This is a genomic window from Syntrophotalea acetylenica (genome assembly GCF_001888165.1).
In the GTDB taxonomy this organism is placed as follows: domain Bacteria; phylum Desulfobacterota; class Desulfuromonadia; order Desulfuromonadales; family Syntrophotaleaceae; genus Syntrophotalea; species Syntrophotalea acetylenica.
This window is the reverse complement of sequence record NZ_CP015455.1, coordinates 3,019,534-3,032,832: the sequence shown is the minus strand read 5'-3', so window position 1 is coordinate 3,032,832 and position 13,299 is coordinate 3,019,534. Positions and strand designations below refer to the sequence as shown.

At 57.6% G+C, this 13,299-nt stretch carries 11 protein-coding genes; 7 read left to right on the top strand and 4 right to left on the bottom strand.

The window, feature by feature from the left end:
* Positions 1–139 precede the first annotated feature (139 nt).
* From hcp to A6070_RS14185, 3 genes are all read left to right on the top strand, one after another.
* Positions 140–1,786, top strand: coding sequence for a hydroxylamine reductase (gene hcp, locus A6070_RS14195; RefSeq protein ID WP_072286372.1), 1,647 nt, complete (start codon positions 140–142; stop codon positions 1,784–1,786).
* Between the two features lie 192 nt (positions 1,787–1,978).
* Positions 1,979–2,719 carry an iron-sulfur cluster repair di-iron protein gene (gene ric, locus A6070_RS14190; protein ID WP_072286371.1) on the top strand — a complete coding sequence of 247 codons (741 nt, stop codon included), beginning with the start codon at positions 1,979–1,981 and terminating at the stop codon, positions 2,717–2,719.
* 89 nt (positions 2,720–2,808) lie between these two features.
* Positions 2,809–3,987, top strand: coding sequence for an FprA family A-type flavoprotein (locus tag A6070_RS14185; RefSeq protein ID WP_072286370.1), 1,179 nt, complete (start codon positions 2,809–2,811; stop codon positions 3,985–3,987).
* A gap of 246 nt (positions 3,988–4,233) precedes the next feature.
* Here A6070_RS14185 and A6070_RS14180 read toward each other — a convergent pair whose 3' ends face one another.
* Positions 4,234–4,629: a YHS domain-containing (seleno)protein gene (locus A6070_RS14180; RefSeq protein WP_072286369.1), complete on the bottom strand. Its 396-nt coding sequence runs from the start codon at positions 4,627–4,629 to the stop codon at positions 4,234–4,236.
* 277 nt (positions 4,630–4,906) lie between these two features.
* Between A6070_RS14180 and A6070_RS14175 the strand changes: the two genes are divergently transcribed.
* From A6070_RS14175 to A6070_RS14165, 3 genes are read left to right on the top strand one after another with little or no spacing between them, the layout of a single operon-like run.
* Entirely contained in the window at positions 4,907–6,199 is a 1,293-nt protein-coding gene (locus A6070_RS14175) for a glycosyltransferase (protein ID WP_072288032.1), read from the top strand.
* Entirely contained in the window at positions 6,196–6,849 is a 654-nt protein-coding gene (locus tag A6070_RS14170) for a lysophospholipid acyltransferase family protein (protein WP_072286368.1), read from the top strand. Before A6070_RS14175 ends, A6070_RS14170 begins: the two co-directional genes overlap by 4 nt.
* Before the next feature lie 37 nt (positions 6,850–6,886).
* Complete coding sequence (locus A6070_RS14165) at positions 6,887–8,554, top strand: alpha-keto acid decarboxylase family protein (protein WP_072286367.1); 1,668 nt, start codon at positions 6,887–6,889, stop codon at positions 8,552–8,554.
* Positions 8,555–8,656: 102 nt separating this feature from the next.
* On the opposite strand, the gene A6070_RS14160 is transcribed toward A6070_RS14165, so the two are convergent.
* The 3 genes from A6070_RS14160 to A6070_RS14150 are packed head-to-tail and all read right to left on the bottom strand — an operon-like array spanning position 8,657 to position 10,299.
* On the bottom strand, positions 8,657–9,184 hold the full coding sequence (locus A6070_RS14160; protein WP_072286366.1) for a DUF6691 family protein: 528 nt from the start codon (positions 9,182–9,184) through the stop codon (positions 8,657–8,659).
* Positions 9,181–9,708 (bottom strand): YeeE/YedE thiosulfate transporter family protein, encoded by a 528-nt coding sequence (locus A6070_RS14155; protein ID WP_072286365.1) that lies wholly within the window; start codon positions 9,706–9,708, stop codon positions 9,181–9,183. Before A6070_RS14155 ends, A6070_RS14160 begins: the two co-directional genes overlap by 4 nt.
* 30 nt (positions 9,709–9,738) lie before the next feature.
* Entirely contained in the window at positions 9,739–10,299 is a 561-nt protein-coding gene (locus A6070_RS14150) for a thioesterase family protein (RefSeq protein ID WP_072286364.1), read from the bottom strand.
* 239 nt (positions 10,300–10,538) lie between these two features.
* Here A6070_RS14150 and A6070_RS15220 point away from each other — a divergent pair, with 239 nt between their 5' ends.
* Positions 10,539–13,289, top strand: a complete 2,751-nt coding sequence (locus A6070_RS15220; RefSeq protein ID WP_158513986.1) for a PAS domain-containing sensor histidine kinase — start codon at positions 10,539–10,541, stop codon at positions 13,287–13,289.
* The last annotated feature ends 10 nt before the right edge of the window (positions 13,290–13,299 follow it).

Here is a 13,299-nt window from a genome sequence, read left to right as displayed (position 1 = left end):
CCACGGCGGAAAAAAGCCGTTTCCGGATGAAAACTAGACTCGATAAACTTTTTCCAGTTTATCAGGGGAATGGCTGCTGGCGGGATGCAGGCATTCTGCACTGACATCGGTCGTAGCAGCTCAACAAAGGAGAAAAGGCATGTTTTGTTTTCAATGTCAGGAAACGGCAAAAAATCAGGGCTGCACCATAAAGGGTGTTTGCGGCAAGCCTGAAACAACTGCCGATCTTCAGGACCTGCTTATTTTTGTCTGTAAAGGCATTGCGGTTTATGCGGAGGCGTTGAAACAGCAGGGCCCTGTGGATAAGGATGCGGGACGTTTTTTGTGTCAGGCTCTTTTCACGACCATTACCAATGTAGCCTGGGCCGATGACGCCATTATTGCTCGCATCGAGGAAGCGCTAGAGGTTCGAGGCCGTCTCAAGTCCAGGCTCGGTGACAACGTGCCCGACAATCTGCCTGAATGTGCCACCTGGACGCCGCGGGACCGGTCCGACCTGCAGTCCAAGGCTCAATCCGAAACGGTACGGATCACCGCGGCGCAGAACCAGGATGTGCGCTCCTTGCGGGAACTGTTAATCATCGGCTGTAAAGGCATTGCAGCCTATGCCGATCATGCGGCTGTTCTGGGTCATGAAAAGGAAGAGATTTACGGTTTTTTGATGGAGGCTCTGGCCTCTACCACCAGCGACCTTTCCACCGATGACATGGTGGCCATGGTCCTGAAAGCAGGGGAATTCGCTGTTACCACCATGGCGCTTCTGGACGAGGCCAATACCAAAGCCTACGGCAATCCGGAAATTACCGAGGTCAACATCGGAGTTCGAGGCAACCCCGGGATTCTCATCTCAGGGCATGATCTGAAGGATATGGAGGAGTTGCTAAAGCAGACGGAAGGCACTGGTGTGGATGTCTACACCCATGGCGAAATGCTTCCCGCCAATTACTATCCTGCCTTCAAGAAATACGAACATTTCGTGGGCAATTATGGTGGTTCCTGGTGGCAGCAGGCCAGCGAATTCGAATCCTTCAATGGCCCCATTCTGATGACTACCAACTGTTTGGTACCCCTGAAAGCCGACAGCACCTATCTGGGGCGGCTTTATACCACCGGCGTTGTCAGTTATCCGGGTGCGGCGCATATCCCGGAGCGTGTCGCAGGGGGCGCCAAGGATTTTTCCGCCCTGGTTGCACAGGCGAAGAATTGCTCGGCTCCGGTTGAAATCGAAACCGGCTCCATTGTCGGCGGCTTCGCTCACAATCAGGTGCTGGCTCTTGCCGACAAGGTGGTGGAGGCTGTCAAGTCGGGCGCCATCAAGCGATTTGTGGTTATGGCCGGCTGTGACGGTCGCCAGAAGTCGCGTAGCTACTACACGGAAGTAGCGGAGAATTTGCCGAAGGATACCATCATTCTCACCGCTGGCTGCGCCAAATACCGTTACAATAAACTCAATCTTGGTGACATTGGTGGTATTCCACGCGTTCTGGATGCCGGGCAGTGCAACGACTCTTACTCTCTGGCGGTGATCGCGCTGAAACTCAAGGAGGTTTTCGGCCTGGACGATATCAATGAACTGCCTGTCTCCTACGATATCGCCTGGTACGAGCAGAAGGCTGTCGCGGTGCTGTTGGCTTTGCTGGCGCTTGGTGTGAAGGGGATTCGTCTCGGACCGACGTTGCCGGCCTTCCTTTCACCCAACGTCGCCAAGGTGTTGGTGGAGAATTTTGGCATTAAACCCATTGGCACTGTTGAGGACGATATCAATGCCATGCTGGCAGGTCAATAAGCCTCTGCAGGTAGCGCCGGGGGCGGCCCTAGCTCCGCGGGCCGCCCCCGGCGCGAAAAGGCGCATCACACAGGCGCTGCAATCGATCGAAACGGTGTGCTTTTTCGAAAAACCCGGCCTTTCTTGTTCCCCATATCGATAGCTATTCGGTAGCACCAAAATTGGTAAGCGCATTCAGTCAGGAGACGGGAAATGTCCGAATCGCAAGATGTTTTCGAGCAGAGTTTGTTGTCTGAAACCATAGGCAGCATCGTCGCTGATGATTATCGTGCCGCCAACATTTTTGACAGGTACAGGATCGATTTCTGTTGCGGTGGCAATGTGCCCCTGGCGGAAGCCTGCCGGAACCAGGGGATTGATCCGGATTTAATCATTAAGGAAATTGCCGCACTGGGGAAATCTATGGCCGACCGTGGTAAAAACCATGGTCAATGGCCCCTTCCCCTGCTCATCGACTATATTGTGAATATCCATCATGTCTACATCAATGAGCATGGTCCGCAGCTTCTCGTCCACACACAAAAAATTGTTGAAGTCCACGGTGAGCGTCATCCGGAATTAAAGCAGATCGCCACTATTTTCAAAGGATTAATGGACGACCTGAAGAAGCACCTGCGCGATGAGGAAGAACGTTTTTTCCCGGCTTTCAAAAACCTTTACGGAGCACAAAAGGACGAGATCGCCTCCTTAAAGCTGAATGATGTTCGCACCGGTCTTGCGAGATTGCGCAGCGAACATGAAACCGCCGGCGATGCAATCCATGCCATTCGCCGTCTTTCGGGCGATTTTCTACTGCCGGGCGACGCTTGCAATACCTACGCCGTCGCCTATCAGGGGCTGGAAGCCTTCGAGAAGGACCTCCACCAGCATGTGCATCTGGAAAACAATATAGTTTTTCCGAAAGTGGATCAGTTTCTTAAGGACAGCGGTTGAAAAACGACCGCCAGAAAATGTTTTTGATTGCGCATAACGAAAAATCCGCGTCCAGATGACGATAACCGTGATTTAAGGGAGGCATCATCATGCAAAAGAGAAGGATCAAAGATCGGATTTTCTGGCTGGGGGCCGTGGATTGGGACCGGCGCCTGTTCGATTCTCTCATCCCCCTCCCGGACGGCACCAGTTATAACGCCTACCTCATTGAAGGAAGTGAGAAAACCGTCCTTCTGGACACGGTCGATCCGCCCATGGCCGACGAACTCATGGCGCAGCTTGAAGGGGTTGCCAGAATCGACTACATCATCTCCCACCACGCGGAGCAGGATCATTCCGGAACGATCCCCCGGGTTCTCGAAAAGTATCCCGAGGCCAGGCTCGTCTCGACGCCAAAGGCCAAAGAGCTGCTTAGCGATCTTCTGCAGATATCCGATGCCTCCTTCAAGACGGTCGAAGACGGTGAGACCCTGTCCCTCGGCGACAAGACGCTGAAGTTTATGCATACCCCCTGGGTCCACTGGCCGGAGACGATGGTCACTTATCTGGAAGAGGACAGGATCCTGTTCAGTTGCGATTTCCTGGGGTCCCACATCGCCACGAACGAGCTTTTTGTGACGGATGAATGCCGTGTCTACGAGGCTGCCAAGCGGTATTTCGCCGAGATCATGATGCCTTTCAGGAGCATGATCCAGAAAAACCTGGAAAAACTCGCCCCTCTCGACATCGAGATGATCGCTCCCAGCCATGGTCAGATCTACTCGCGCCCGGCATTCATTATGGATGCCTACCATGATTGGGTATCGGGGGCTCCCAAAAATATGGTGGTTCTGCCTTATGTATCCATGCACGAGAGCACCAGGCGGATGGCAGAACATCTTACCGCGGCACTTTCGGAGCAAGGCGTCAAGGTCGAACTGTTCAACCTGGCGATTGCGGACATCGGAAAGCTGGCCATGACGCTGGTGGATGCAGGCACCATTGTGGTCGGAACCCCGACCGTTCTGGCCGGACCGCATCCTTATGCAGCGTATGCCACGTTTTTGGCCAACGCCCTGAAACCCAGGGCAAAGCTTCTGTCCATCATCGGATCCTACAGCTGGGGAGGGAAGACCGTGGAGGTTCTTGCGGGGATGATTCCCAATCTCAAGGTCGAAGTGCTGGATCCTGTCCTCTGCAAGGGGCTTCCGACACCTGCCACTTTCAAGGCGCTGGATGAAATGGCCGTCACGATTGCCCGGAAACATAAAGACCTCGGCTTTGCCTGACGGCAAAAGGGGGGGAGCTTTCGCCGGATGGCATGGTTGCCGCTCCAGGTCTGGCGGATATGGTTCCGCACAACATCCGCCCGTCCCGGGGGGATAACAGGCCAGGGTTTTTCCCGAAAGGGGTCGCCTCCTTTTGGCCCATGATTTGTTCTGAAGAAGCAAAAAGGCTCCTCGAAGAAAGGAGCCTTTTTGCTCGAAACTGGAAATAAGGGAGATGCCATCCGGAAATTCCGGATCAAACCAGGATTATCTGGCGAGTTCCGGCTCCATTCTGGCCCAGTTCTCATTGGCCTTGCGGAGGTTTTCGGCCTTGTTCTCCTCGAACATCTGTTTGACCTCATTGGTGTATTGGAGCACCAGTCGGCCGTCGATAATTTCCCAGGTGTCGATTTCCACGGGAAACAGAACACCGATGGAAACGCCGAAAGCGCAGTAGCCACCGAAGGCGGGCATATATTTTTCCGGCTGTTTTTCGAACGCCGTCCTGTTTTCTTCCGAGGAGAAGGCGAATTTGTAGCCGCTGTTCTCGGCCAGGATCGCGGGATTGCCTTTCACGGCTTTGCCGGCCGTATGAAAGGCTACCGGATCGTAACCCTGAAGCGCGATTTTGCCATGGGGGTCAGCGTTGAGAATTCGGGACATAGCACAATCCTTTCCTTGCGAAATAGAACGTCCGGGAACATTTCCTCCCGCCACGTCAGTGGATGAGGCGTGGGTGGGGAGCCGACTTTGCCAGCATTGTGGCAGAATGCGTTATGTTGTTCAATAAATTTCGGGTCGCGTAAAATAGGGTCGTGGCCCCATTTTATTCGGCGGGTCGTTGTCGGGGACTGGCCAGCGACGGCAAACCGGTTAAAATTAAAGCCAGCAGGTGATTCATGAAAAGTATGCCCCGTGTTTTCCTTTTGTCGAGGTCGCGATGAATATCCTGATGGTCACCAATACCTTTACCCCCCATGTCGGCGGTGTGGCTCGCAGCGTGCAGAGTTATTGCGACGCTTTCCGTCAGCAGGGACACCGGGTTCTCGTCATCGCGCCGCAATTTGCAGGCGCCCCGGCAGAGGAAACGGATGTGTTGCGATTCCCCGCAGTCGAACATTTTCATGGCAGCGATTTTTCGGTTCCCCTGCCGGCACCGGTCGGCCTGCAACGTACCCTCGACGCCTTCGCTCCCGACATCGTTCATTCGCATCATCCGTTCCTGCTGGGCGATACGGCCCTGCGCACAGCTGCCCAGCGGCACTTGCCGATTCTGTTTACCCACCACACCATGTATGAACGCTATACCCATTATCTGCCCCTCGACTCCGAGCGGGTGCGCCGCTTTGTCATGGAACTGGCGGTCGGCTATTGCAATCTGTGCGACGCCGTGGTGGCGCCAAGCACCACCCTGGCCGACTGCCTGCGCCATCGAGGAGTGCAGCGTCCTGTCGAGGTTATTCCAACCGGCATCGACCCCGAACCCTTTGCCGCCGCCGATGGCATGGCATTTCGCCGTGCCGTGGGGATCCCGGAGGATGCCTTTGTCGTCGGGTATGTGGGGCGGCTGTCCGCGGAAAAGAACCTCGGTTTTCTGGCGCAGGCGGTTGCCCGTTTTTTGCGGAAGCACCATCGGGCCAGGTTTCTTATAGCCGGTGAAGGGGCTTGCAAGCAGCAGATCGAAGGGATGTTCTCCGAGCAAGGCCTGCGCGATCGGCTGCACATGCTCGGTGTGCTGGATCGTTCGCAGCTGACTGCTGCCTACCGGGCTTTGGATGTTTTCGTATTCGCCTCCCAGAGCGAGACGCAGGGCATGGTTCTGGCGGAAGCGATGGCGGCCGCCACGCCGGTGGTTGCCGTGGCCGCATCCGGCGTGCGGGATATCGTGCGGGATGGTTTCAATGGACGGTTGCTGCCCAGGGAGAATCTCGGGGATTTTGTCGGGGCATTACAGGGGGTGCTGGAGCTTTCCGCGGTGGAGCGGCTAGAACTGCAGCAGGGGGCACTTGAGACCTCCCGGGAATTCAGCATGGCCCGCAGCGCCGACCGCATGCTGGCTCTTTACCAACGCCTGCTGCAACATCACGGCAAGGCTTCGCCGGAGCAAAGTCGCTGGGGCGCCGCCTGTCATCGCCTGGAAGAGGAATGGAAGATCCTGTCGAATATTACCCGTGCCCTGGGCGAGGCTCTGAGCGCGGAGGCCGAATTGCAGGTAAGAGAAACCAGCGAATGATGCCATCTGCTACCTGGCGGGCTCGCCTGCTGGGCGCCGCCGGTGCTGTGTTGCTGCGCCTCTGGTGTTGTACCTGGCGGCGCCGCGCCATCGGCGTGGAGCATCTCGATGGCTGCATCGTCGGCAGGCGGCGCACGCTGGTGCTGTTCTGGCACGGCAGTTATGTTCCGCTGTTCGCCCTGTTGCGGGGCAAAAATGCCTGCATTCTGACCAATCGTTCGCTGCGTGGTCAGGTGATAGCGCAGATAAGCCGCAGGTTCGGTTTCGCCACCGTGGAGTTGCCTGATGAGCATGGCCGGCGTTTCCTGGCGGCATTGCGCAACGCCCTGGAAGAACATGCCGTATGGGGAACGGCCGCCGATGGTCCGCTGGGTCCCCTGTATCAGATCAAGCCGGCATTGCTGAGTCTGGCGGCGCACTTCGGCTTTTCTATTCAGCTGGTCGGAGTGGCCGCCCGCCCGGCATGGTGCCTTAACCATCGCTGGGACCGCATGCTGCTGCCGCTGCCCTTTGCCCGGATCGGCCTGGTGATCAGTGAACCGATGTGTCTGCCGGCGACGCTCGACAAGGACGGCGCGGCACGTCAGGCCGCATTGCTGGATGAGGCCATGCAAAGGTACGCACGACAGGCCATGGACCTGATCGGATGAGGTATGAACCCGACAGCATCTGCCTGGAGGAGTCAAGATGGAAACCCAGCCGAAAACCGTCAGCGAGTATCTGATCCGCCGGTTGGCCGATTACGGCGTTGAGCACATCTTCGGCGTACCGGGTGATTACGTTCTGCAGTTTTTCCAGCAACTTGAAAACAGCCCATTGCGGGTGATCAATACCTGTGACGAGCAGGGGGCCGGCTTTGCCGCCGATGCCTATGCCCGCCTGCGCGGTCTCGGTGTGGTCTGCGTTACTTATTGCGTTGGCGGGCTCAAGATCGTCAACAGTACCGCCCAGGCATTTGCCGAGAAGTCACCATTGGTGGTGATCAGCGGCGCGCCAGGGCTCAGTGAACGCTGGCGCAACCCCTTGCTGCACCACAAGGTGCGCGATTTCGATACGCAACTGCAGATTTTCCGGCAACTCACCGTGGCCGCAACCGATCTTACCGAGGTGGAGAACGGCTGTTGCGAGATCGATCGGGTGCTGGCCGCCGCAGTGCGCTACAAGCGGCCGGTCTACATCGAGTTGCCACGCGACCTCACCACGGCGACTTGCAGTTGCCCGCGAGACCCGATGCCGCCACCAGAAGCAAGTGACCCGCAGGCATTGCGCGAAGCTCTTGACGAAGCCGTCAGGCGCATAACCCGGGCTTGCCGTCCGGTTCTGATTGCCGGCATCGAGATTCAGCGTTTTGGCCTGCAGCAGTCTTTTTTAGAGTTTGTCCATAAGACAGGCATCCCCTTTGCCACCACTCCCCTGAGCAAATCGACTTTGTCCGAAGACCATCCTCTGTTTCTCGGGGTCTATGCAGGGGCCGTCGGCAAGGAAGAGACCCGCCAGGCGGTGGAAAACAGCGACTGCCTGATCATGCTCGGCGCCTTCATGACCGATGTAAACCTGGGCATCTTCACTGCCAGGCTCGATCAGGCCCTGACAATTTCCTCTGCCAGTGACGGCAGTTGCATGGCGTTTCATCGCTATCCGGATGTTTTTCTGACAGATTTTCTACAGGGACTGTGCGATGCCGACATTGTTGCGCTGAGCGGGAGAGTGCCGGTCGATCGGCCGAAACTGGAGCCTTCGCCGGCATTCGAAACGCGGGATGAGCCCATCACCATCCGTCGTCTGTTCGTCTGCCTGGAAACCGTTATCGACGGCCGCATGGTGTTGCTGGCCGATCCCGGTGAGGCGATGTTCGCGGCCATCGACCTGACCATTCGCCATCCGGCCGTTTTTCTCGCTCCGGCCTACTACACCTCCATGGGATTCGCCGTGCCGGGTGCCATCGGTGCACAGTTGGCCCGACCCGATCTGCGACCGCTGGTGCTGGTTGGCGACGGCGCTTTCCAGATGACTGGCATGGAGATCTCCACCGCCGCCCGCTTCGGCCTGTCGCCTATCGTGGTGGTGCTGAACAATAGCGGCTACGGCACCGAGCGGCCGATGACCGATGGCGGATTCAACGACATCCCCGCCTGGCGTTACAGCCGGCTTCCAGAAGCGATCGGATCCGGGCTGGGTTTTGAGGTTTTCACCGAAACCCAATTTGCAGAGGCTCTCAAAGCGGCTCTGGACAACAGTCTGGTGCCTACTGTCATTGATGTGCATCTCGATGCAAACGATCACTCGCCGGCGTTAAAACGCCTGACCGATGCCTTGGGTGCGAAGGTCAGGGCTTCGGCGAAGCTTTCAGAATAGCCTTATTGCGGCGTGTCGCGGGTGAAGCGCAACAAAGGGGCAACCGGCGCTGCCGGGTTGCCCCTTTGTTCAGCATGATGTGCCGGGTATGACGGGCGGGGGTTACAGGCCCTTTTTTTCGAACCAGCGGAACAGGGCCAGCGCGCCGAGCGCCAGCACCACGATAATGACCCAGGGATGGATGCCGGTTACATCGGCAAGGGTGATCTTACCCAGGTCGCCCCAGCTCAGGACGGTTTTTTTCATGGCAGGGTAGGCTTCGGCGTAAAGTCCGGCGCCGGCCAGCATGCCGAGAATGCCCCACAGGGCATCCCAGCGGCCTTCGCCCAGGGCCCCCAGCGAGGTGCCGGGACAATAGCCGACCATCCCCCAGCCGATGCCGAAGATCAGGCCGCCAATGATGTTGGCGCCCAGCACGGCGCCCTTGATGTTGAAGGCTACCAGGCCGAAATCGTTAAGCAGGTGAATGCCGACCATGCCGACGATGACGGTGGACAGCATGAACTTGACGATGGTCATATCCTGCAGCCGCAGGGCGCCAAGCTGCTTGTCGTAGCGCAGCACCCGCCCTTTTTGCAGCAGGAAGCCAAACAGAATACCGGTTATCAGGCCGATGATAAGGGTTTTCATGACTTGCCACCTCCTTTGAAGATCTGTCTGGCCGTAAACAGCCCGCCAATGAAAAAACAGACCAGAGAGATGTAGCCACTCACTGCCAGTTGCATGGTGCCGCTCAGGCCATGTCCGCTTGGACAGCCGCCGGCCATGCGGGCCCCGAACATCAGGATCGCGCCGCCGATAAAGGCGACAGCGGCACGCTTGCCGCCGCTTCTGGCGCCGAAGTGCGCGGCCCACATGTCCGGTACCGCCTGCAGACGGAAGGAGCCGGAACTGAGCGCCGCAATCAGGGCGCCGATGAAAATGCCGACAACGAACATCCACTGCCAGTCGACGACAGGTGCTGTCTTGATGAAATACGCCGTGTTCTCAACCCGTTCAGGCATAAACAGCTTCTCGATCATGCCGGCGGCGCGGACGAAGGTTGTCGAGGCACCAAAGTACTTTCCCGCCACCCATACCGAAAGAACACTGACGACACCGGTCAGCGCCCCCGCGACGTAAGGGTTCCAACTGCCCTGATCCATCTGTTTCATTCGCTTTTCCTCCTTGTGGTGGGGTGAAGGTCATCGTGCTTGTTTACCGGAAGCCGCGCTTGCGGAGAAGTGCTCTTTTTTATCTTTCAGCAGCGCGTGCCAGCCGCCCACGATGTCGGGGCGGGGCGGGGCTTCCCCGGTGTGGCCGGCCAGTTGCGCCACCATCGCCGGAGGCACCAGCTCTCCCCGGCAGACAAAGGCGGCCCGCGCCAGGGATACGGCGTGCAGGGTGCCGGGTGTTTCAAACCGTTGCTCCATATAGAGATATTTGTCATCCCAGGTGATGATGCGGGTCGCGATGTCAAATCTGGACAATGGAGCGACAGGCCGGATAAAGGTGATTTCCGTGGCATTGAGCACCGGCAGCCAACGTCGTTTCAGCAGCGGTCCGATCATCTTCATGCGCGCCAGATGTTCGATCCGGGCGATGTCGAGCAGGCTGAAATAGCGGCCGTTGGTCAGGTGCAGGTTGATATCGCAGTCCGTCGGCAAGGCGCGGAAGGGCCGGCGGAAGGTTTCCGTAAGGGCCGTTTTGCGGCGAAGAAACCATACCCGCAGGATCATCCAGATCAGGCGAAAATAGAGGTTCATAAATTATTTTCCGTTGGTTGTGTATCCCGGATCGGTTGAACGATGTAGGTAAAGCATAACCAGCCCAGGGGCTTCAGGCAAGTTCATTATATGCTTGCAATGGCCTGTGAAAGCCTGATTTTTTACTTCAGTTGCTTATCGGGTTTACTCTATCATGGAATCGTCATCGTTTCAGACAGGCCATCCCCCCTGGCGGGGAGCGCGTCGGTCGGGTGTTTTAACAAGACATGGAGTTGACCATGGTCCGGTCCAGAAATCCGCAAGGCCCCGCAGAAAAAGGTTGTCAACCTTCACTTGACGGCACTGCCAGCAGCCCGGGCGGGCAGCAATTGTTCGATGAACTCATTCGTCTGGCACCGGATCCGGTTTTCTTCAAATACGCCGATGGCACCTATCAGCGATGCAATGCCGCCTTCGAGCGCTTGCTTGGTCTGGAATATAAACAGATCGTCGGCAAAACCGACAGGGATTTATTTTTACCCCCCATCGCTCATGTCAACCGCCACAACGACACCCTCCTGCTTCGGGAAAAGATCCCCTGTCATCAGTACGAAACCAGCATCGTCAGTTATGAAGGCCGCCGCCGCGAGGTCATCATTCAGATTGCACCGTTGCGACTGGAGGACAACACGGCCGGAATTCTCGGCATCATCAGGGATGTGACCGAGCGCCGGCGGGCCGAAGCGGCGCTGCATGAACGCCAGGACCTGTTGCACCGCATCACCGACAACATGCTCGATCTGGTCAGTGAAGCCGATGAACACGGGTTTTTTCGGTATCTTTCGCCGTCTCACGGCCCGGTTTTGGGGGTTGTCCCGGAAAAACTGGTCGGCACCTGGCTGTACGATCTGATGCATCCCGACGATCTGGAGCGCATGCGGATCACCTTTCAGGTGACTTTGCCGGCGCTGAAAAGCGTGCGTGCGGAGTTTCGCTACCGGCATGCCGATGGCCACTACATCTGGCTGGAAACCATCGCCAAATGCACCACCGACAAGCTGAACCGCATCAACGGTGCGGTGTTCGCCAGCCGCGACGTCACCGATCGCATTCACACGGAGCAAGCCCTGCGCCACAACGAAGAGCAACTGCGGCGCATTACCGACAACATGCCGGCCCTGGTGAGCACCGCCGATACGGACGGGATTTTCACCTACCTCAGCCCTTCCCATCGAGGAATGCTCGGCTTCGATTATGAAGGTTTGGTCGGTACCTGCTTGTGGGACTGGATGCATCCCGACGACATGGAACGCATGCGGGAGGCTTTCCAGGTCACTCTGCCCGAAAAGAAAAGGGTGCATGAAGAGTTCCGCTACCGCCATGTGGACGGGCATTACATCTGGCTGGAAACGGTAGCCAAGTGCACCATGGCGGGGTTGCGGGTAACCGGCTCGATTTTCGCCAGTCGCGATATTACCGAGCAGCGCCGGGCGGAGATCGCCCTGCGGGAAGTCAACCAGACCCTGCAGGCGACCATCCAGGCGTCGCCGCTGGCAATTTTCGTGCTGGACCGGCAAGGCTGCATTGAGCTCTGGAACCCCGCCGCCCAGCAGATGTTCGGCTGGACCGAAAAGGAGGTGCTGGGCCAGCGTTACCGTCTGGTCCCCGAAGGGCAGGAATCCGAGTTTCTGGAAAACCTGGCCCGCATGAACCGGGGCGAGAAATTTCACGGTCAGGAAACCCGCCGCCGCCGCAAGGACGGCACCCTGCTGGATATCAGCTTTTCCACCGCGCCCCTGTACGATCAAAAAGGCAGAATCATCGGGACCGTCGGCATCCTTGCCGACATAACCGAGCGCAAGCGTACCGAAGTCGCCCTGCGGGAAAGCGAGGAGCTTTTCCGGCAGATTTTCGAACAGAATGAAGATGCGGCGTTCCTGCTCGATCCGCACAGCCTGTCGATTCTCGATGCCAATGCGGCGGCGGTGAGGCTTTATGGTTATGGAAAGGAGCATTTACGCTCCGGTGGCCTCGCACTGCTCATGAAGCCGGCAGTGCTGGCCTCATTTTCCCAAAAGCTCGCCGGCAAGCAGGGTGTCTGCCGCGATGATGCCCCCTGGAGCCAGATTTCCCCCCTGGGCACCGTGGACCGTCGCGGCAATACGGTAATGGCCGCGTTTCGCGGCCGGCTGCTGCGCTCCAGGGGGCAGGTCTATCTTTACGGCACCTTTCGCGATATCACCGAAAAACTGCGCATCCGTAAGGAGCGTAGTGAGATGCAGGCCAAACTGATCCAGGCCAACAAGATGACCGCCATTGGCACCCTGGCCTCGGGGATCGCCCACGAAATCAACAATCCCAACAATTATTTGCTGGCAAATGCCCAGTTTCTGGAGGAGGCCTGGCCCGATATCCGCCGCAGCCTGCAGGAGCATGCCGAGCATCGTCCCGATCTTACCATCGGTGGTTTGCCCGTCGGGGAGGCTCTCAGGGATATTCCCCAATTGCTGGGGAGTCTCATTGAAGGTTCCCGGCGCATTCAGAATATTGTCAGCAGCCTCAAGGATTTTTCCCGCCAGGACGATGAGGCGATGCGGCGCCCCTTCGACATAAACCGGGTCATAAACGCCGCGCTGGTGATTCTGGCCAACAAGATCAAGCAGAGTACCGATCATTTCAGCTGTGACCTGAAAGAGGGGCTGCCGCGGATCATGGGGCATTACCAGAAGATCGAGCAGGTTGTCATCAACCTGCTCATCAATGCCCTGCAGGCCCTTCCGGATCGTCAGTCCGGCGTTTTCCTCTCGACGTCCCTGCAACAGGCACCCCGCGCCGTGGTGATCAGGATCCGCGATCAGGGTATCGGCATCCCCGAGGAAATCCGTGGCCGCATCCTCGATCCGTTTTTCACCACCAGGCACAAATCCGGCGGAACCGGGCTGGGTCTGTCGATCTGCTACGCCATCATCAACGATCACAAGGGTACCATCGATTTTGAATCGACGGTTGGAGTCGGGACCACGGTTACGGTGACGCTACCGGTACTTTGAAACTGCCCGG